The sequence below is a fragment of the Hydrogenophaga sp. genome (assembly GCF_051858985.1).
Taxonomy (GTDB): domain Bacteria; phylum Pseudomonadota; class Gammaproteobacteria; order Burkholderiales; family Burkholderiaceae_C; genus Hydrogenophaga.
The window spans coordinates 975,067-994,888 of the sequence record NZ_JBHYGM010000002.1 but is presented as its reverse complement, the minus strand read 5'-3'; the positions used below and the strand labels follow the sequence as shown (position 1 = coordinate 994,888).

The 19,822-nt window shown below is 66.7% G+C and carries 21 protein-coding genes; 12 read left to right on the top strand and 9 right to left on the bottom strand.

What is annotated here, in order from left to right; genetic code table 11:
• Positions 1-54: 54 nt before the first annotated feature.
• Positions 55-198: a hypothetical protein gene (locus ACTIEY_RS11085; protein ID WP_439519159.1), complete on the bottom strand. Its 144-nt coding sequence runs from the start codon at positions 196-198 to the stop codon at positions 55-57.
• Between the two features lie 73 nt (positions 199-271).
• Here ACTIEY_RS11085 and ACTIEY_RS11080 point away from each other — a divergent pair, with 73 nt between their 5' ends.
• Entirely contained in the window at positions 272-592 is a 321-nt protein-coding gene (locus ACTIEY_RS11080; protein WP_439519158.1) for an ATPase with chaperone activity, read from the top strand.
• On the opposite strand, the gene ACTIEY_RS11075 is transcribed toward ACTIEY_RS11080, so the two are convergent.
• The 7 genes from ACTIEY_RS11075 to ACTIEY_RS11045 all read right to left on the bottom strand — a co-directional run bounded on the left by ACTIEY_RS11075 (position 593) and on the right by ACTIEY_RS11045 (position 7,488).
• Positions 593-1,771, bottom strand: a complete 1,179-nt coding sequence (locus ACTIEY_RS11075) for an MFS transporter (protein WP_439519157.1) — start codon at positions 1,769-1,771, stop codon at positions 593-595.
• 20 nt (positions 1,772-1,791) lie between these two features.
• Entirely contained in the window at positions 1,792-2,346 is a 555-nt protein-coding gene (locus tag ACTIEY_RS11070; protein ID WP_439519156.1) for an NUDIX hydrolase, read from the bottom strand.
• A gap of 64 nt (positions 2,347-2,410) precedes the next feature.
• Positions 2,411-3,457: a TRAP transporter substrate-binding protein gene (locus tag ACTIEY_RS11065; protein ID WP_439519155.1), complete on the bottom strand. Its 1,047-nt coding sequence runs from the start codon at positions 3,455-3,457 to the stop codon at positions 2,411-2,413.
• A gap of 101 nt (positions 3,458-3,558) precedes the next feature.
• Positions 3,559-4,263 (bottom strand): fumarylacetoacetate hydrolase family protein, encoded by a 705-nt coding sequence (locus ACTIEY_RS11060; protein WP_439519154.1) that lies wholly within the window; start codon positions 4,261-4,263, stop codon positions 3,559-3,561.
• A 44-nt stretch (positions 4,264-4,307) separates the two neighbouring features.
• Positions 4,308-4,631 carry a 2Fe-2S iron-sulfur cluster-binding protein gene (locus ACTIEY_RS11055; protein WP_439519153.1) on the bottom strand — a complete coding sequence of 108 codons (324 nt, stop codon included), beginning with the start codon at positions 4,629-4,631 and terminating at the stop codon, positions 4,308-4,310.
• Between the two features lie 11 nt (positions 4,632-4,642).
• Positions 4,643-6,121 (bottom strand): glutamine synthetase family protein, encoded by a 1,479-nt coding sequence (locus tag ACTIEY_RS11050; protein ID WP_439519152.1) that lies wholly within the window; start codon positions 6,119-6,121, stop codon positions 4,643-4,645.
• Entirely contained in the window at positions 6,118-7,488 is a 1,371-nt protein-coding gene (locus ACTIEY_RS11045; RefSeq protein WP_439519151.1) for a Rieske 2Fe-2S domain-containing protein, read from the bottom strand. Before ACTIEY_RS11045 ends, ACTIEY_RS11050 begins: the two co-directional genes overlap by 4 nt.
• A 66-nt stretch (positions 7,489-7,554) precedes the next feature.
• Between ACTIEY_RS11045 and ACTIEY_RS11040 the strand changes: the two genes are divergently transcribed.
• Genes ACTIEY_RS11040 through pgeF form a run of 5 tightly spaced genes read left to right on the top strand, consistent with a single transcriptional unit; the run spans position 7,555 to position 11,781 of the window.
• Positions 7,555-8,274 carry a GntR family transcriptional regulator gene (locus ACTIEY_RS11040; protein WP_439519150.1) on the top strand — a complete coding sequence of 240 codons (720 nt, stop codon included), beginning with the start codon at positions 7,555-7,557 and terminating at the stop codon, positions 8,272-8,274.
• Between the two features lie 27 nt (positions 8,275-8,301).
• Positions 8,302-9,210 (top strand): ribose-phosphate diphosphokinase, encoded by a 909-nt coding sequence (locus tag ACTIEY_RS11035; RefSeq protein WP_439519149.1) that lies wholly within the window; start codon positions 8,302-8,304, stop codon positions 9,208-9,210.
• A gap of 18 nt (positions 9,211-9,228) precedes the next feature.
• On the top strand, positions 9,229-10,335 hold the full coding sequence (locus ACTIEY_RS11030; protein ID WP_439519148.1) for an alkene reductase: 1,107 nt from the start codon (positions 9,229-9,231) through the stop codon (positions 10,333-10,335).
• Between the two features lie 34 nt (positions 10,336-10,369).
• The gene (gene maiA / locus ACTIEY_RS11025) at positions 10,370-11,011 is read left to right on the top strand and encodes a maleylacetoacetate isomerase (protein ID WP_439519147.1); all 642 of its coding nucleotides are present in this window, start codon (positions 10,370-10,372) and stop codon (positions 11,009-11,011) included.
• The gene (pgeF, locus tag ACTIEY_RS11020; protein WP_439519146.1) at positions 11,011-11,781 is read left to right on the top strand and encodes a peptidoglycan editing factor PgeF; all 771 of its coding nucleotides are present in this window, start codon (positions 11,011-11,013) and stop codon (positions 11,779-11,781) included. Before maiA ends, pgeF begins: the two co-directional genes overlap by 1 nt.
• Here pgeF and ACTIEY_RS11015 read toward each other — a convergent pair.
• Entirely contained in the window at positions 11,701-12,006 is a 306-nt protein-coding gene (locus tag ACTIEY_RS11015) for a hypothetical protein (RefSeq protein ID WP_439519145.1), read from the bottom strand. The two genes, pgeF and ACTIEY_RS11015, sit on opposite strands and share 81 nt — an antisense overlap.
• A gap of 123 nt (positions 12,007-12,129) precedes the next feature.
• Here ACTIEY_RS11015 and ACTIEY_RS11010 point away from each other — a divergent pair, with 123 nt between their 5' ends.
• The 6 genes from ACTIEY_RS11010 to ACTIEY_RS10985 all read left to right on the top strand — a co-directional run bounded on the left by ACTIEY_RS11010 (position 12,130) and on the right by ACTIEY_RS10985 (position 19,740).
• Positions 12,130-13,914, top strand: coding sequence for a PHA/PHB synthase family protein (locus ACTIEY_RS11010; RefSeq protein ID WP_439519144.1), 1,785 nt, complete (start codon positions 12,130-12,132; stop codon positions 13,912-13,914).
• A gap of 35 nt (positions 13,915-13,949) precedes the next feature.
• Positions 13,950-15,128, top strand: coding sequence for an acetyl-CoA C-acetyltransferase (locus ACTIEY_RS11005; RefSeq protein WP_439519143.1), 1,179 nt, complete (start codon positions 13,950-13,952; stop codon positions 15,126-15,128).
• Between the two features lie 61 nt (positions 15,129-15,189).
• Positions 15,190-15,927 carry an acetoacetyl-CoA reductase gene (gene phbB, locus ACTIEY_RS11000; protein WP_439519142.1) on the top strand — a complete coding sequence of 246 codons (738 nt, stop codon included), beginning with the start codon at positions 15,190-15,192 and terminating at the stop codon, positions 15,925-15,927.
• 187 nt (positions 15,928-16,114) lie between these two features.
• Entirely contained in the window at positions 16,115-17,827 is a 1,713-nt protein-coding gene (gene ybaL / locus ACTIEY_RS10995) for a YbaL family putative K(+) efflux transporter (RefSeq protein WP_439519141.1), read from the top strand.
• 12 nt (positions 17,828-17,839) lie between these two features.
• Positions 17,840-18,844, top strand: a complete 1,005-nt coding sequence (dusA, locus tag ACTIEY_RS10990) for a tRNA dihydrouridine(20/20a) synthase DusA (protein WP_439519140.1) — start codon at positions 17,840-17,842, stop codon at positions 18,842-18,844.
• Positions 18,841-19,740 carry an alpha/beta fold hydrolase gene (locus ACTIEY_RS10985; RefSeq protein ID WP_439519139.1) on the top strand — a complete coding sequence of 300 codons (900 nt, stop codon included), beginning with the start codon at positions 18,841-18,843 and terminating at the stop codon, positions 19,738-19,740. Before dusA ends, ACTIEY_RS10985 begins: the two co-directional genes overlap by 4 nt.
• Positions 19,741-19,822 lie beyond the last annotated feature (82 nt).

Genomic DNA, 19,822 nt, shown 5'->3' with positions numbered 1-19,822 from the left:
GTGGTTCGCCGTCTGGCCTCATTCTTGGCAATATCGGACGACGGCCTGAAATCTTCAGTCGGGGGTGTCGCTGGCTGAGTTCCGGGCCACGTTTTCACGAGCCAGGCGCTCGGCCTTGGCCTTCTTCACGTCCCACAACTGCCAGACACCAAAGGCCAGCACGACGATGAAGATGCCGAGTTCCATCCAGATGGCCATGGGGTGTGCCTTGTGTGTGGGGTGAAGCGCCGCATGGTGCCCGAAGCGGTGCGCCGGTGCAATACAGTGCGGCATGTCCGACGAATCCCAGATCGAAATTCCAGCTTCCTTTCTGGAGCTCTACCTCGCGCCCGGGCGGCAGAAGCCGTCGTTGCCGCGCGCCGAGCTGGCGGCGCGCTACGAGCTTTGCGAGGACATGGCGCAGATGCTGACGGAGACCGCGCGGCAGATGGAGTTCAGCCTGGGCATCGCTGAAAGCGATGTGCTCACCCGCTGCCTGCTGGGGCTGCGGGTGGAGCCGGCGGTGGTGACCGAGGCTGAAGCCACCTGGGTGGTCACGCGCCTGGCGGAGCTGCTGAACTGGCCCGCACCCCTGCAGGCCGACGCCGGCTGATCAGCGCCTGGCGCCGGTGCGCAGCCACAGCAAGGCCGCCACCGCGCTCAGGCCCAGCGCACTGGAAATCCACAGGGCGCCTGCGCCCCAGCGCTCGATGCAGGCGCCGAACACCAGCGGAGCGAACGCCTGGGCGACGCGCGAGGGTGCCGTGATCAGGCCTTGTCGCTGGCCGTAGCCACGGGGCCCGAAAAGCACCAGTGGCAGGGTGCCCTTGGCGATGGTGAGGATGCCGTTGCCCGCTCCGTGGAGCACGGCAAACACCGGGCCTGCCACCGGACCGAAGAGCATCCAGCAGGCCACGCCCAGGGGATGACCCAATGCGGCGGCCCGCGCCGCCAGCAATGGATTAAGGCGTCGAAGGAGCCCGAACTCCAGCAGCCGGCCCGCCACCTGGGCCGGGCCGACCAGCGCGCCGATGGCCACCGCGCCCGCCATCGTGGCGCCGCTGGCCACGAGCAGTTGGGGCAGGTGGGTGGCCATGGCGGTGCTCACGAACCATGTGACGGCGAACACGTAGGCCAGGACCCAGGCCGCGTGACGGGGCGCAGGTTCCGAGGGGTGGTCAAACGCGGGATCACCATCCTGCCGGATGGCTTGCGGCGTGGGCAGTGCGGCGGCACGCGGGATGCTTGCATTGAGCGGCAGGCCCACCAACAGATGCAGACCTGCCCACAGGAGGCAGGCGGTGCGCCAGCCCCACTCGGCCTCCCACCAGCCGCTCAGCGGCCATCCCACCGTGCTGGCGAAACCGGCCAGCAGCGTGATGCCGGTGATGGACGCCCGTGCCTGGGTGCCGCGCAGGCGCACCAGCGCTGCGAACGCGGCCTCGTAGAGGCCGCCACCCATGGCCACGCCGATCAGCATCCACGCCAGCAGCAGGCTGGCGAAGCCCTGCGCCTGGGACAGGCCGGCCAGGCCCGCTGCAAACAGCAGGCTGGTCCCCATCAGCACCGGGCGTCCGCCCCAACGGTCGATGGCGCGTCCTGTGAACGGGCCGAGCGCTGCGGAGAGCAGCAAGGCCACACTGAAGGCCGTCCATACCTGCGTGACGGGTATGCCCAACGCCTGCGCCATGGGGCGGGCGAGCAACGCAGGCAGGTAGTAGGAAGAAGCCCATGCCAGCGTTTGCGCGCTGCCCAGCCGAAGCACCAGGGGCCAGTGGCGCGAAGGGCTCATGGGCGCCTTGCTCGCGGCCTTCAGGCGATGTCGAAGGCGTGGAAGCCGAAGGCGCCCCGGCGCCGGTCAGCGAAGTAATGTTCCAGCGTCTCCTTCACGGTCCGAAAGGCTATCTCGTCCCAGGGGATCTGGTCTTCGGTGAACAGGCGCGCCTCGATGGTTTCGTGACCCGGATCGAACTCTGCGCTGAGCAGGCGCGCACGGTAGTAGATGTGCAACTGGCCCACCCGGGCCACGTTCATGAGGGTGAAGATGTCGCCCAGCTCGAACTGCGCGCCGGCTTCCTCGTCGGTTTCGCGCGCAGCCCCCTCGGCGGTGGTTTCGCCCAGCTCCATGAAGCCCGCTGGCAGTGTCCACTTGCCACGGCGTGGCTCGATGTTGCGTTTGCACAGCAGCACGTACTCCCCGGCCTCGCCCCATACCGGCACGGTGCCCACCACATTGAGCGGGTTGTCGTAGTGCACGGTCAGGCAGGCCGGACACACGGCGCGCGCGCGCGTGTCGCCGTCATCGGGCAGCCGGAGTTGCACAGCGGTGCCGCAATTGCGGCAGTGTTTGGCGGGAGTGCGGAGCATCGGGGCAGTTTACGGGCTCAGAAAAAAGCCGGGCTCAGGGCCCGGCTTTTCAAGGGAGAGGGCCTTACGCCTTTTTCCCGTGCTTGGCGATCAGTGCCTTGGCCGTGTCCAGCAGTTCCTTGCCGTTGAAGCCACGCTTGTCCATGTCCTGCACCCACTCCACTTCCACCAGGCGTGCCTTGCGGCGGAATTCCTGCGCTTCGGCGGCGGGGATGGTGTAGATGGTGTTACCTTGCTTGACGGCCTGCTCGCGACCCGGGCCATCGCCGGCCTGCTGCACCTTGCCCAGCCAGCCCGAGGTCTCCAGGCCGGAGTTCTTGTCGATGACGGCCTTGAGGTCAGCCGGCAGCGAGGCGTACTTGTTGCGGTTCATCGCCATCACGAAGGTGGTGGTGTAGAGCGCGCCGCCGGCGGGGTCGAATTCGCTGTGGAACTTGGTGAGCTCGTGCACCTTCACCGAAGGCACCACCTCCCAGGGGATCACGCAGCCGTCGATCACGCCCTTGGACAGCGCGTCTGGAATCTGCGGCAGTGGCATGCCCACGGGTGTGGCGCCCAGGTAGCCCAGCATCTTGGTGATCTGGCGGGTCGGGCCACGGACCTTGGAGCCGCGGAGGTCTTCAGCGGTCTTCACCTGTTTACTGCGCATGTGGAACATGCCGGGGCCGTGCACCTGCAGGGCGATGGGGTGGGTGTCCTTGAACTCGTCCTTGGCGACCGTCTGGACGTACTCCCAGTAGGCCTTGGAGGTGGCTTCGGCGTTGTTCATCATGAACGGCAGCTCGAAGGCTTCGATGCGCGGGAAGCGACCCGGGGTGTTGCCCGGCAGCGTCCAGACGATATCGACCACGCCATCGCGGGCCTGGTCGTACAGCTGGGCCGGCGAACCGCCGAGCTGCATGGCGGGATAGCCTTCGAACTTGATGCGCCCGCCGGAATCCTTCTCGACCTTGTCCATCCAGGCCTTGTGCATGTTGAGCCACACATTGGATTGCGGGGCCATGAAGGTGTGGAACTTGAGCGTGACGCTTTGCTGCGCCAAGCTGGCGAAGGCCGGCGCGCCAAGGGCCACGGCGGCGCCGGACTGGAGCAGGGTTCTGCGTTGGATCATGGTGGAGTTCTCCTGGGTGCTGTGAAAAAAAGTGGAGCAAGGATACGCGGGGGCGTCGTGGATGCCGAGAGGTCTAACCCTCGGTGTGGCCGTGCCGGGGGTCAGGCGACCTTGACCGAGATGGGTGTCAGGCCGTCCACGCCGCCGGTCATGGCGTCGCCGCTCACCACCGCGGCCACACCTTCGGGCGTGCCTGTGTAGATGAGGTCGCCGGGCTTCAGTTCCCAGGCGGCCGACAGATGCTCGATGGTTTCGGCAATGTTCCAGATCAGCTTGGCCACGTTGCTGCGCTGGCGGTCGGTGCCATTCACCTGCACCCAGATGGCGGCATGGTTGACGTCGCCCGCCTGCGCCGCGAGGGTGATCGGCCCGATGGGGGCGGACTGGTCGTAGGCCTTGCCGATGCACCAAGGGCGACCCTGCTTCTTCATGTCGGTCTGCAGGTCACGGCGCGTCATGTCCAGGCCCACGGCGTAGCCATAGATGTGCCGGGCCGCGTCGGCGGCCTTGATGTCTTTCCCGCCCACACCGATGGCGACCACGAGTTCGATCTCGTGGTGGAGGTTGGAGGTCTGGGTGGGATATGGAATGGTGGCAGTCTGGCCCGGTTCAGCCACCACGATCGCGTCGGCCGGCTTGAGGAAGAAGAAAGGCGGCTCGCGGCCGGTGAAGCCCATCTCTTTGGCGTGTTCTTCGTAGTTGCGGCCCACGCAGTAGATGCGGTGCACGGCGAAACGCTCGGCGCGGCCCAGAACGGGCACGCTGACGACAGCGGGAGGGGCGAAGGCGTAGGTGGTTTCGGTCATGGTGTGTGGAATGTCGGGCAGACGATGCGGTTCAATCAGTGTACTCAGTGTTGGGTGGCGGGCAGCCGGACCACCAGGCCATCCAGCTCGGGCAGGAGTCGAATCTGGCACGAAAGCCGGCTCTCTTTTTCCACCGGGCTCGCGGCGAAGTCCAGCATGTCGACCTCATCGGTTACCGGGGGCGGCAGGCGGCTGGCCCATTCGGGCGCCACGATGACGTGGCAGGTGGCGCACGTGAGCGAGCCGCCGCAGTCGGCTTCGATGCCGGCCACGTTGGCGTCCACGGCGGCCTTCATGAGGCTCTGGCCGGGTTCGGTCTGGATGTCCTGCACGCGCTGGTCGGCGTGGATGAAGCGGATCGTGATCATGGGTGTGTGGGTCAGGTTCGGCTGAAATATTCGCGGCGCTCGAAATCGGTCTTGTCCTCGGCCTGCGCGTGGCGATCGATCTCGCTCTGCTTGATGCGGCTGTAGTAACCGACGAAATCTTCGCCGAGGCCGTCGCGCAGCGCGGCATCTTCCTGAAGTGCAGCCAGGCCGTCTGCGAGCGACGTGGGGATCTTCTCGCCACCGTCCGCATACGGCGCTTCGCATGCGGGTGGCGGGGTCAGGCCGCGCTCGATGCCGTCGAGCCCGGCATGGACCTGCGCGGCCATGTAGAGGTAGGGATTGGCCGCCGGCTCGCCCACGCGGTTCTCGATGCGGGTGGCACCGTCGCCAGCCGCACCCACCACGCGCAGCATGGCGCCCCGGTTGTCCTGGCCCCAGAGCACTGCCTGTGGCGCGAGCGCGTTGGGCCGGAAGCGGGCAAAGCCATTGATGGTGGGCGTGCACAAAACTGTCATGCCGCGGGCGTGCGCCAGCAGGCCAGCGAGCCAGTGGGCGCCGGTCTTCGAGAGGGTGTGGGTGGCGTCCGACGGGGTGGTGCCAGGCGCGGGCGCGTCGCGCACAAAGGCGTTGCCACCCTGGTGCAGGTCGACCAGCGACTGGTGCAGGTGCCAGCCGCTGGACATGATGTTCGTGAACGGCGGTCGGCACATGAAGGTGGCGTGGAAACCCGCGCGGCGAAGGGCCTGGCGCACCCCGTTGCGGAACAACACCATCTGGTCGGCGGCCGTGAGCGCGTCGGTGGCGTCGAACACGGCTTCCACCTGGCTCGGGCCCAGTTCGATCTCCAGCGATTGCAGCGGCAGGCCCAGTGCCTGTGCCGTGCGCTGCACGATGCGCAGCGGCTCGTCGGCCAGGTCCGCCATGGCCTCCGCCTGCAAGTTGTAGCCGGGATGGATCATCTCCACCGTCGGTGGCAAACCGGGCCATGCGGCCATGTCGGGGTCGAGCTGTGGTCGGGTGTCGGTGATCCGGTAGATATGGAATTCGACCTCCAGTCCGGTCTTCAGGCCGTAGCCCGCCCGGGCCAGTCGAGCCAGCGCGTTCTGCAGCACGCGCCGGGTGTCCAGCGGCACCGGCGTGCCATCGCCGAACCAGGGCTGGCAGCGCAGCCAGCCGGTGCGCTCCAGCCAAGGCAGGGTGGTGTAGCTCTCCGGCTCCGGCAGCAACATCAGATTGGCCGCGCCGGCAAAACCCGGCAATCCGTCGGTGGCGCCAGGTTCGAACACTTTCCAGGCCGTGCGGTCGGCCGTGTCCTTGAGCATGAGCGTGCCCACCATGCCCACGCCATCACGCAGCGCCCGCACGGCGGCGGCGGCGGTGAGCGTCTTGCCGCGCAACATGCCGTGGGTGTCGCACCAGCCGAAGCGCACCAGCTCGATGCCACTGGCCTCGATCACTCGTGCGGTGCGCAGGCACGCTTCCTCGCGCGCGGCGGGGTGAATGCCGCAGCGTTCGGCAAAGTGCGTCATTTCGATTCCGCCATCACGTCGCGCCCGACCCAGGGCGCGTTCTCACGCTTGGCTCGCACGCCTTCCTGCCACCATGCCTGCCAGTCTTTGGCGGGCGCTATGCCGTCCACCGTGTCCGGGCCACTGATCGCACTGTGGAGCGCGGCGTCGGCAATGCCGGGGGGCGTGCCGCCTTGCTCCACCGTGTCGATCGCCTGTTGCAGCATTCGCCGGTTGGCCATGATCACGCGGTCGGTGGTCCCCAGGTGTTCGCGCGTGCGGTCCTGGATGGCGCCCATGCTCTCGCACGCCCACTGGTCGTGCACATTGATGTCGTCTTCGCCCATGCCCAGGTACGTGCGGGTCTGTTGTTCCTCGGGGTTGAAGCCCCAATGGTTCTGCCGGCCGGACTTCGGGATGTAGTCGGGCAGGGTGACGGCGGGCAGGCGCTGGTTGCGCATGGCCTCCTTGTCCACCGGGCCGTCAAAACTGGTGAAGAACGCGTACCAGTAGTTGTGCGTGTCGTCCACCGGCACGTGCATCTGCGTGATGGTCATGGTCTCGGACAGCGGGATCACGAAGGTCTGCGGGAACACGGCGTTGGTGATCCGCACGTGCGTGAGCTCCTCCGTCATGGGGCGCAGTGCAGTGAGCTGCAAGCCGTAAGGTGTGGCCTCGAAGGAAATCTGCGGCTGCCCGAACTCGCGCATCACGCGGGTCATGGGCCAGCGCTCGCCGCCCACGTCGCCCGCGCTTGCGCCGCGGAACTGCTTGCCATAGCTGTCTTCCAGCGACGCGTCGTTGAAGAAGCGGTGCAGGTACGACGCGTGTGCGGGGTCGATGCCCACCTCAAACGACTGCAGCCAGTTGCAGTGCCACAGGCCCTTGAAGGCGAATGTGTGCGAAGCCGGCGCGGCAAAGCAGTCCAGCGCCGGGAGCGGAGGCGGTGTCTGGCCTTCGGGCCCGAGCCAGGCGAACAGCACCCCGCTGGCCGTCTGCAGCGGGTAGCTGCGCTGTCGAATGCGCGTGCACAGCGTGCTGCCCGCTGGCTCTGCCGGCGTTTCGATGCACTGGCCCGAGGTGTCGAACTTCCAGCCGTGAAAGGGGCAGCGCAGGCCGTCCCCTTCGTTGCGGCCGAAGGCCAGATCGGCGCCCCGGTGCGGGCAGTCGCGGTCGAGCAGACCGAATTGTCCTTGCGCATCGCGGAACAGCACGAGGTTCTGTCCCAGCAGGCGCACCGGTTTCACCGGGCGCACCGCCATGCGCGGGTCCAGCGTGGGATCGAATTCGTCAAGCAGGGCCACCGGCTGCCAGTAGCGTCGAAGCAGTTCACCTCCGGGTGTGCCAGGGCCCACCTGGGTGAGACGTTGATTGAGTTCGGCTTTCATGGGCGGGCTCCAGGCGGGGTGTTCAAACGGTATACCGTTTCCTAAATTCAGTGTACAGTTTGCGGCATGAGCTTGCAAGACACCGTGTTGATGCAATTGCGCGACCTGATCCTCAATGGGGGGTTCGAACCCGGTCAGCGCCTGGCCGAGCAGCAACTCGCCGAGCGCCTGGGCGCCTCGCGCACGCCGGTGCGTGCTGCGCTGGTCACGCTGGAGCAGGAGGGCCTGGTGGAGGCCAACGACACCGGCAAGTACCTGGTGCGGCAGTTCACCGCGCAGGAAGTGCGCGACGCCATTGCCGTGCGCGGGCATCTCGAAGGCATGGCGGCGCGGCTGGTGGCCGAGCACGGCGTCTCGCGCCAGTTGCAGGGTCAGTTGCAGGGTTGTCTGGAAGAGGGCGACCGTCTGCTCGCCGACAACCCGCTCACGATCGAAAGCTACGCGGCCTATTCGGTGATGAACGACCGCTTTCATGCCCTGCTGCTGGAAGCCTGCGGCAACCGCGCCCTGCAACGAGCGGTGGCGCTGAACGACAAGCTGCCGTTCGCACCCGCGTCCGCCATGCTGCCCATGCAGGGCACGCTCGCCATGGACCGCGACTGGATGCTCTATGCCCACCGCCAGCACCACATGCTGTTCGATGCGCTGGTGCGGGGCGAGAGCGCCCGCGCGCAGGCCCTGGCGGTGGAACACACCGAAGTCGCGCAGATGAACATGCGCCTGGCGCTGGAGCGTCGCGTCGATTCCGAGCGCGTGCTGCCCGCCATCCGCCTCGTGGTGGGTTGAACACGCGCCCGGTGTATCGTGCCGGGCATGAACCAAGGAACCGGGCAGGGCGTCCTGCTGTGCTTTGACGACGAAGAGGGCATTGCGCGCGCCACCGCCGGGGCGGCCGGGCTTGCGCTGGCATTGATCGAGCGGCACCGGTTCCCCGATGGGGAGTGGCGCCTGCGCCTGCCAGATGCACTGCCCGAGCGGGTGGTGATCTGGCGCAGTCTTCACCAGCCCAACGAAAAACTGGTCGAGTTGCTGATCGCCGCCCGCGCGGCCCGCGAACTCGGCGCCGTCCACCTGACACTTGTGGCCCCGTACCTGGCCTACATGCGCCAGGACATGGCTTTCCATCCCGGTGAAGCGGTGAGCCAGCGCATCGTGGGCGGTTTCCTGGCCGATCTGTTCGACGCGGTCATCACCGTGGACCCGCACCTGCACCGCATTGCCACGTTGGACGAGGCGATTCCGCTCAAGGATGCGATCGCGCTCAGCGGCGCGCCGCTGCTGGCCGAGCACGTTGCCTCCCAGCGACGCGACGTGTTGCTGATCGGACCCGACGAAGAAGCCCTGCAATGGGTGGCGCTAGCGGCGCAAACCCAGGGCTGGGACCACGCCGTGTGCCACAAGACGAGGCACGGGGACCAGGAGGTTGACATCGAGCTGCCTGAGCTGCCGGTGGCCGGCCGTGCCGTGGTGCTCATCGACGACGTGGCCAGCTCCGGCCAGACCCTGGCGCGCGCTGCGGCCATGTTGCTCGCGGCAGGCGCTGCCTCGGTGGACGTGGCGGTGACGCATGCGCTGTTCGCGCCTGGCTCGGTGCAACGCGTGCGGAGCGCCGGTGTGCGCGAGATCTGGAGCACCGACTGCATTGCGCACGCGAGCAATGCCGTGAGCATCGTCCCTGTGGTGGCGGGGACATTGGGCGCCTTGTATGCGGGCAAACCCTGAGCTGCGCACAATGCGCGCATGACCACTCTCTTCGAACCCATTTCCGCTGGCCGACTTCAACTCGCCAACCGCATCGTCATGGCCCCTCTCACGCGCAACCGCGCGCCCGGCGCCGTGCCCACGCCTTTGATGGCCACCTATTACGCGCAGCGTGCCAGTGCCGGCCTGCTCATCACCGAAGCCACGGCCATCAGCCATCAGGGCCAGGGTTATTCGGATGTGCCGGGCCTCTACGCGCCCGAGCAGATCGAAGGCTGGAAACGGGTGACGCAGGCGGTGCATCAGGCTGGCGGCAAGATCGTCGTGCAGCTGTGGCACGTGGGGCGCGTCTCGCACACCGAGCTTCAGCCCGACGGCGGGGCTCCCGTGGCGCCCTCGGCGATCCGCGCCAAGACCAAGACCGTGCTCATCAAGGAAGGCGTGCCCACCTTCGTGGAAACCTCCGAGCCCCGCGCGCTGGCGCTTGACGAGATGCCCGGCATCGTCGATGACTACCGTCGTGCGGCCCTGGCCGCCATCGAGGCGGGCTTCGACGGCGTGGAGATCCACGCGGCCAACGGCTACCTGATCGACCAGTTCCTCAAGACCGGCAGCAATCAGCGCACAGACGCCTACGGTGGCTCCATCGAGAACCGTGCACGGCTGCTGCAGGAAGTGACGCAAGCCGTCACGGACGCCATCGGTGGCGATCGCACCGGCATCCGCCTTTCGCCCGTGACCCCGGCCAACGATGCCCTCGACACCGATCCCCAGCCGCTGTTTGAACACGTGATGCGCCTGCTCGCGCCCATGGGCCTGGCGTATGTGCATTTCATCGAAGGCGCGACGGGTGGGCCGCGGGAGATCGCCGATCGTCCGTTCGACTACCTGGCCTTGCGGGAGACCTTCCGCACCGCAGGGGGCCGCGCTGCCTGGATGGTCAACAACGGCTACGACCTGGCTCTGGCGGAGAAGTCGCTTGAGCAGGGCGCCGATCTGATCGCCTTCGGCAAGCTCTACATCGCCAACCCCGATCTGGTGCAGCGCTTGAAGCAATCTGGCCCCTTCAACGAACCCGACCGCGCGACCTTCTACGGCGGCGGCGAAAAAGGCTACACCGACTACCCGGCGCTGGCGGCGGCTTGAACGCGCGGGGGAGCGCAGGTTTATCCTTGGGCCCATGAAGCTCTACAACTACTTCCGCTCCTCGGCCTCTTTTCGCGTGCGCATCGCGCTGGCGCTCAAGGGCATCCCCTACGACTACGTGCCGGTGCACATCGCGCGCGGCGACCACAAGCTCCCTGCGTTCGGCCACATCTCGGTCGAAGGCCTGGTGCCGGTGCTCGAGCTTGACGACGGGACGCGGCTGACCCAGAGCATGGCGATCATCGAGTACCTCGACGAAGTGCATCCCACGCCGTCGCTGGTGCCGGCCAACCTGATCGACCGTGCACGCGTGCGCGCGCTGGCACAGATCGTGGCCTGCGAGATCCATCCGGTGAACAACCTGCGCATCCTCAAGTACCTCACGCGCGAGTTGAAGGTGGAGGAGGAACCCAAGAACGTGTGGTACCGCCACTGGGTTCGCGCCGGGCTCGAGGCCTACGAGGGCCAGCTCGCGCAGCTGCCGCCGTCCACCTACAGTTTGGGTGACACACCGACGCTGGCCGACTGCTGCCTGGTGCCGCAGATCTTCAACGGGCAGCGCTTCAACACGGACTTCAGTGGCCTGCCGCGCACCATGGCGGCCTTCGAGGCCTGCATGAAGCTCGAGGCGTTCCAGAAGAGCCAGCCGTCGGCCTGCCCCGACGCCGAAGCCTGATGCTGCTGGCGGCCGACGGCCTGGTGCCGGACTGGCCGGCGCCGCCTGGGGTGAGGGCGGTGTTCACGACGCGGGAGGGTGGCGTTTCGGTGGCGCCCTTCGACAGTTTCAACCTCGGTGATCACGTTCGCGACGAGCCCTTGGCCGTGGCAGCCAATCGCGATCGGCTGGCCGCGTTCACTGCGCCCGCGCGTCCTGTGTTCCTGCAGCAGGTTCACGGCACGCAGGTCGTGCACCTCAACCCGTCAACATCCAACGGAACCGAGGCCGATGGCTGCGTGGTCCAGGGTCCTGGAGTGGCCGCCACCATCATGGTGGCGGACTGCCTGCCGGTGCTGTTCGCGCACGCCTCGGGTACCACGGTGGCGGCCGCTCACGCCGGCTGGCGAGGCCTGGCAGCCGGCGTGCTGCAGGCCACGGTTCAGGCGCTTCGTGAGGCCGCGGGGGAGGGCGAGGTGATGGCCTGGCTGGGACCCTGCATCGGGCCCAAAGCGTTCGAGGTGGGCGCCGAGGTTTGCGAGCTGTTCGTGAGCGCCGATCCCGCTGCCGTGGCGCACTTCTGGCCCAGTGGCGATGGCAGGTTCATCGCCGACCTGCCCGCGCTGGCACGCCTTGCGCTGGGGTCGGTCGGTGTCATCGATGTGCATGGCAACGACGGCAGCGATGCGTGGTGCACCGTGGCCGATGCCTCAAGGTTCTTTTCGCACCGGCGTGATGCCGCTCGCCTCGGCAGCACCGGACGCATGGCCGCCTGCGTCTGGATCGCTTGAGGCGGCCGTTGTCGCCTCACGCTGCTCGGCCGCTTCGCGGGCCTTCAGCGCCTTGCGCCGCTGGGGCGTGCGCATCAGGTAAACCACCAGTGCCACCGGCAGCACTCCATAGAGAAAAAAGGTCACAATGGCCCCAAGCACCGTCCCTGTGGTGTTGGTGGCCTCGGCCACCGACATCATGAGCACCACGTACATCCACCCGATCACCACCAGATACACGGCCATCCTTGAAGCCCGGGGATCTCGCGTCAGCTTGCTGGAAGCCGAGACGCCGACACTAGGGAAAACCCGGAACACCTTCCCCAGACGAGCCATCATAGGCCGCAGGCAACACCCACGGAGACCAGCATGACATCGGGCAAGAATTCCCCTCCCAACTGGCTGGAGTCCGCCCAGCAGTTCCAGCAGAACCTCATCAGCCAATGGACCCAGCTGGCGCAGACGATGCCGGGGGCTGCGGCGGGATCATCCAACCCTTTCGCCATGCCGGTGCCCACGGCCATGCCAACCATGCCGGGCATGGCCGGCATGGGGGACCTGTTCACGCAGGCCGCCGGTCAGGGTGTGAGCTTCGATCCTGCCAAGCTGCTCGAAATCCAGAACGCGTACCTGAAGGATGTCACGGGCCTCTGGAACCAGGGTCCCCACGTCAAGCCGGCGGGTGATCGGCGATTCGCGTCAGATGCCTGGGCCGGCAACCCGGTGGCCGCTTTCGCGGCGGCTTCATACCTGCTGAACGCGCGCACGCTCATGGCCATGGCCGATGCCGTGCAGGGCGACGCCAAGACGCGCAGCCGCGTGCGCTTCGCCGTGCAGCAGTGGATCGACGCCAGCGCACCGAGCAACTTTCTCGCGTTCAATGCCGAGGCGCAGAAGAAGGCCATCGACACGCAGGGCGAAAGCATCGCCAAGGGCGTGGCGAACCTGCTGCACGACATGAAGCAGGGCCATGTGTCCATGACCGACGAGAGCGTGTTCGAGGTCGGCAAGAACGTGGCCACCACCGAAGGCGCCGTGGTGTTCGAGAACGAGCTGTTCCAGCTCATCGAATACAAGCCGCTCACCGCCAAGGTGTACGAGCGACCTTTCCTGCTGGTGCCACCCTGCATCAACAAGTTCTACATCCTCGATCTGCAGCCCGAGAACTCCCTGATCCGCTATTGCGTGGAACAGGGGCACCGCACCTTCGTGGTGAGCTGGCGCAACCCGGACGAATCGCTGGCGCAAAAGACCTGGGACGAGTACATCGAGGAAGCGGTGATCAAGGCCATCGGGGTCACGCAGGACATCACGGGCGCCAAGACCATCAACGCACTGGGCTTCTGCGTGGGCGGCACCATGCTGGGCACGGCGCTGGCCGTGCTTGCGGCGCGTGGCGAAGAGCCCGTGAACTGCGCCACTTTCCTCACCACGCTGCTGGACTTCACCGACACCGGCATCCTCGACGTGTTCATCGACGAGAACTTCGTGAAGTACCGCGAGATGCAGTTCAAGGACGGCGGCCTCATGCCCGGGCGCGACCTGGCCACGACCTTCAGCTTCCTTCGCCCGAACGACCTGGTGTGGAACTACGTGGTGGGCAACTACCTCAAGGGGGAAACCCCGCCGCCTTTCGACCTGCTGTACTGGAATTCCGACAGCACCAACCTGCCTGGGCCGTACTACGCCTGGTACCTGCGCCAGATGTACCTGGAGAACAACCTGGTCAAGCCGGGCAAGGTCAAGGTCTGCGGCGAGAAGATCGACTTCCGCCAGGTGAAGCTGCCGGTCTACATCTATGGCTCACGTGAGGACCACATCGTGCCCATCGGCGGTGCCTATGGCAGCACGCAGCTGTTTCCCGGCAAGAAGCGCTTTGTAATGGGTGCCTCGGGCCACATCGCCGGCGTGATCAACCCGGCAGCCAAGAACAAGCGCAGCCACTGGATCGGGCCTGCGGGCAAGTTCCCGAAGGACGTGAAGGACTGGATCGACAGCGCCACCGAACACCCCGGCAGCTGGTGGACCGACTGGTCCGCATGGCTCAAGCCGCAAGCGGGCAAGCAGATCGCAGCGCCACGGACCTATGGCAAGGGCAAGACCTACGCCGCCATCGAGCCTGCACCGGGTCGCTACGTCAAGGCCAAGTCCTGATATCTGATTTTTTTGAGCACAACAAGGAGAGAACCATGGAAGACATCGTCATCGTCGCCGCCACCCGCACCGCCGTGGGCAAGTTCGGCGGCTCGCTTGCCAAGACGCCCGCCACCGAACTCGGCAGCATCGTCATCAAGGAACTGCTCGCGCGCACCGGCCTGCCGGTGGACGCCATTGGTGAGGTCATCATGGGTCAGGTGCTGGCCGCCGGTGTGGGCCAGAACCCAGCCCGGCAAGCCATGATGAAGGCGGGCGTGGCCAAGGAGACGCCGGCGCTCACCATCAATGCCGTGTGCGGCTCGGGCCTGAAGGCGGTGATGCTGGCGGCGCAGGCGGTGGCCTGGGGCGACAGCGAGATCGTGATCGCGGGTGGCCAGGAGAACATGAGCGCGTCGCCGCATGTGCTCAATGGCAGCCGGGACGGCCAGCGCATGGGCGACTGGAAGATGACCGACACGATGATCGTCGATGGCCTGTGGGACGTCTACAACCAGTACCACATGGGCATCACCGCCGAGAACGTGGCCAAGGAGCACGGCATCAGCCGCGACGCGCAGGACGCGCTGGCCTTGGGCAGCCAGCAAAAGGCCAGCGCCGCGCAGGATGCCGGCAAGTTCAAGGAGGAGATCGTGGGCGTGAGCATTCCGCAGCGCAAGGGCGATCCCATCGTTTTCGATGCCGACGAGTTCATCAACAAGAAGACCAATGCCGAAGCGCTGGCGGGCCTTCGCCCCGCGTTCGACAAGGCCGGTTCGGTCACCGCAGGCAATGCCTCGGGCATCAACGACGGCGCTGCCGGCGTGGTCGTGATGAGCGCGAAGAAGGCCGCGTCGCTGGGCTTGAAGCCGCTCGCTCGCATTGCCGCCTTCGGCACGAGCGGCCTGGACCCCGCCACCATGGGCATGGGGCCGGTGCCGGCGTCGAAGAAGGCGCTGGCGCGCGCCGGCTGGAAGGCCGCCGATGTGGACCTGTTCGAACTCAACGAAGCCTTCGCTGCCCAGGCCTGCGCGGTCAACAAGGCGCTGGACATCGACCCCGCCCGCGTGAACGTGAACGGCGGAGCCATTGCCATCGGGCACCCCATCGGTGCGTCCGGCTGCCGCATCCTGGTGACGCTGCTGCACGAGATGCAGCGACGCGACGCGAAGAAGGGCCTGGCCGCACTGTGCATTGGTGGCGGCATGGGGGTTTCCCTCGCGGTCGAACGCTGAATCTTGGGTCTAATCGTCCCGTGCACTGCATTTCGCAAAACACCTCAGAGGAGCACACACAATGAGTCAAAAAGTTGCCTACGTCACGGGCGGCATGGGTGGCATCGGAACCGCCATCTGCCAGCGCCTGCACAAGGAAGGTTTCACGGTCATCGCAGGCTGCGGCCCCACGCGCGATTTCAAGAAGTGGCTGGACGAGCAGAAGGCGCAGGGCTACACCTTCCACGCTTCGGTCGGCAACGTCGGAGACTGGGATTCCACCGTGGAAGCCTTCACCAAGACCAAGGCCGAGCACGGCACCATCGACGTGCTGGTGAACAACGCCGGCATCACGCGCGACCGCATGTTCCTGAAGATGTCGCGCGAAGACTGGGACGCCGTCATCGAGACCAATCTCAACTCCATGTTCAACGTGACCAAGCAGGTCGTGGCCGACATGGTTGAAAAGGGCTGGGGCCGCATCGTCAACATCTCCTCGGTCAACGGCGAGAAGGGCCAGGCCGGTCAGACGAACTACTCGGCCGCCAAGGCCGGCATGCACGGCTTCTCGATGGCGCTGGCGCAGGAACTCGCCACCAAGGGCGTCACGGTCAACACCGTGAGCCCGGGCTACATCGGCACCGACATGGTCAAGGCCATCCGCCCCGATGTGCTGGAGAAGATCGTCGCCACCGTCCCGGTCAAGCGCCTGGGCGAGCCGAGCGAGATCGCCTCCATCATTGCCTGGCTGGCCAGCGAAGAAGGCGGTTACGCCACAGGCGCGGACTTCTCCGTCAACGGCGGCCTGCACATGGGCTAGATGGACCACCCCTGCGACGGACTCGCGAGGCGAGCCCGTCACCCCCTCAAGGGGGCGGTGCCCGCCGACCGGCGAAGCCGGACCGGCGGCACCCTCGAACGGGGTCCTTCTCTTCGCACCAAACCCGCTTCGGCGGGTTTTTTGTTGCCTGGGCTTCGGCGCCAGGGGGGTGGTGTAAATTCGACCGATGCCCCACAGCATTTCATTGATCAACACCATTGCCGCCGGCCTGGGCCTGGCGTTGGTGCTCGGCTTCCTGGCGGCCAAGCTGCGCCTCCCGGCGCTGGTGGGCTACCTTCTGGCGGGCGTGATCATCGGTCCCTTCACGCCGGGATTCGTGGCGGACGCTGGCATTGCTGCACAGCTCGCCGAGATCGGCGTGATGCTGCTGATGTTCGGTGTGGGCCTGCATTTTTCGCTGGACGATCTCCTCTCCGTGCGCAAGATCGCGTTGCCAGGGGCGGTGGTGCAGATGGCCGTGGCCACGCTCATGGGCATGGGCCTGGCACTGTGGTGGGGCTGGACGCCTGGCGCTGCGCTGGTGTTCGGCATTTCGCTGTCGGTAGCGAGCACGGTGGTCCTGCTGCGCGCGCTGGAGAGTCTGGGCTTGCTGGATTCGTTCACCGGGCGCATTGCGGTGGGCTGGCTGGTGGTGGAAGACCTGGCCATGGTGCTGGTGCTGGTGTTGCTGCCGCCGCTGGCGGGATTCCTGGGCGGCCGAGGTTCCGACGGCGACCTGGATTCGATCTGGCGCACCCTCGGCTTCACCTTGATGCAGGTGGGTGGATTCGTGGCGCTCATGCTCATCGTGGGGCGGCGCCTGTTCCCCTGGCTGCTCTGGCAGGTCACGCGCACGGGTTCCCGCGAGCTGTTCACGCTGTGCGTCGTGGCCGCCGCCGTGAGCATCGCTTTCGCTTCGGCCGCGCTGTTTGGCGTGTCCTTCGCCCTCGGAGCATTCTTTGCGGGCATGGTGTTGCGCGAGTCCGAGTTCAGCCACCGCGCGGCCGAAGAATCGCTTCCCCTGCGCGATGCCTTCGCCGTGCTGTTCTTCGTCTCGGTGGGGATGCTGTTCAACCCGGCGGTGCTGGTGGAGCGACCGCTGCAGGTGCTCGGCGTGGTGGCCATCATCATCGTCGGCAAGTCCCTCGCGGCGGCCGCGCTGGTGGTGGCCATGCGTTACCCGCTCAACACGGCGCTGACGGTCTCGGCGAGTCTGGCGCAGATCGGCGAGTTTTCGTTCATCCTTGTCGGCCTGGGCGCTTCGCTGGGTCTGTTGCCGCCGGAGGGCACGAGCCTGGTGCTCGCTGGCGCGCTCATTTCCATCGCCATCAATCCGCTTTTGTTCAAGGCCATCAACCCCTTGCAGGAATGGCTGCGCAAGAACTCCGCATTCGCACGCCAACTGGAAGCGCGCGACGACCCGCTGGCCGAACTGCCCGTGACCACGCATGAGAAATACCTCTCGCGGCAGGTCGTGCTGGTGGGCTATGGGCGGGTGGGGCGTCGCATTGCAGAAGCGCTCGAAGCGCAGCGCCTGCCCTACGTGGTGGCCGAGCAGAACCGCGACATCGTGGAGCGGCTGCGGGCACAAGGCATACCGGCTGTGTTCGGCGACGCGGCCGATCCGGCGGTGCTCATCCAGGCCCACATTGCGCGAGCCGGCATGCTCGTGATCGCCACGCCCGACACGCTGGACGTGCGCCAGATGATCGGCATCGCCCGCACCCTGAACCCGGAAATCCAGACCGTGATTCGCACCCACAGCGAGGAAGAGGCAGGCCTGCTGGAAAAGGAAATCGCCGGCAAGATCTTCATCGGCGAAGAAGAGCTGGCGCAGTCGATGACGCGCTATGTGCTGGAACATTCCCAGGCAGCAGGCGTCGCCCGCGCGCCCGCTTGAGGAAGCCGTCCGATGGATACCCGAGACTTGTCACCCTGGCGCGTGTCCGTCGCGCCGATGATGGACTGGACCGATCGCCATTGCCGGTACCTGCATCGCCTGCTGTCCCGGCGCACGTTGCTGTACACCGAGATGGTGACCACCGGTGCGCTGATGCACGGCAGCGTGCAGCGGCACCTGCGTTTCAACGCGGAAGAGCATCCTGTCGCGCTGCAGCTCGGCGGCAGCGAGCCGGCTGACCTGGCCCATGCGGCGCGCCTGGGCGAGCAGTGGGGCTACGACGAGATCAACCTCAACTGCGGTTGCCCGAGCGAACGCGTGCAGCGCGGCGCCTTTGGCGCCTGCCTCATGGCCGAGCCGCAGACGGTGGCCGATGGGGTGAAGGCCATGCGCGATGCGGTGTCGATTCCCGTCACCGTCAAGCACCGCATCGGCATCGACCGGGTGGAGAGCTACGACTTCGTGCGCGACTTCGTGGGCAGGGTGAGCGAGGCCGGTTGTTCGGTGTTTCTGGTGCACGCGCGCAACGCCTGGCTGGAAGGGCTCTCACCCAAGGAGAACCGGGAGATTCCGCCGCTGCGCTATCCATTGGCCTACCAGCTCAAGCGCGACTTTCCGTCGCTCACCATTGCGGTGAACGGTGGCATCACCACCAACGACCAGATCGCCGAACACCTGCAGCATGTCGATGGCGCCATGGTGGGCCGCGAGGCGTACCACAACCCCTGGCTGCTCACCACCTGGGACGAGGCCTTCTTTGGCGCCGCACCGTCCACTTTGACGCGGGAGGCCGTGGAGGAGCAGATGGTGGCCTACATGGAGCGGGCGTTCCTGGAAGACGGCTGTCCGTGGTACGCGATCGCGAGGCACATGCTGGGGCTGCGCCATGGCCTGCGCGGCGCGCGCAAGTGGCGGCAGGTGTGGAGCGATCACCGGTTGAAGCCGCTGCCGCCGCGCGAGGTGTGGGCCATGGCGCGCGCGCAGGTGCACGAAGAGGCCGAGGTGACGTCGGCATGAGCGTGCCCACGCTGCCGCCTGGCCTGACCGCGCCCATGCAGATCCTGCGCACGGCGGCGGGCCGCGTGGCGGTGTACCACAACGAAGCCCCGGCCCGAGGCGACGGTTTGCCGCCGCTGCTGCTGGTGCACAGCGTCAATGCAGCCGCATCCGTGGCCGAAGTGGCACCGCTTTTCGATCACTACCGCGCCAAGCGGCTCGTGGTTGCACTCGATCTGCCGGGCTACGGGCACTCCGAACGCAGCGACCGCGCCTACACGCCGCGCCTCATGACCGATGCGGTGCTGGCCGTGGCGCAGTGGATGCGCACGGACCTCGGTGCCGAGCAGGTGGATGTCCTGGGTGTGTCGCTTGGGTGCGAGTTCGTGGCGCGCGCGCAGATCGAGGCTGCCGGGCACATCCGGCGCATCGCGCTGGTGACGCCGACCGGCTTCTCCCGGAGCAAGCGCCGCCACGGCCCACCGGGCACCACGCTGGTCAAGCCATGGCTGCTGAAGCTGCTGGCCCGCCCGGGCTGGGGCGATCGCATCTTTCGGCAGCTCACCCGCCCTGGGGTGGTGCGCTATTTCCTCAAGCGCACCTTCGGCAGCAGCCAAATCGACGAGACGCTCTGGCGCCAGGCGGTGTTGACGGCGCAACAGCCCGGTGCGCACCATGCGCCGCTGCATTTCCTCTCGGGTGCGCTGTTCAGCGCCGACATCAACACCCTGTACGAATCGCTCACAGAGCCGGTGTGGGTCAGCATGGCCACCCGGGGTGACTTCACCGACTTTCAAGGCCGCGACACGGTGCAATCGCGCCCCAACTGGACGTTCCACACCATTGAGGGTGGCGCTCTCCCTTACTTCGAAGACCTGCCGGCCTTCACCAGCGCGCTCGATCCTTTCTGGCTCTGATCGCCAGGCCAGACGGTGCGATGTCGCACCGACGTCCACCGATCACGCGGGTAACTTGCACGGGCGGAATGTTGACCGCCCT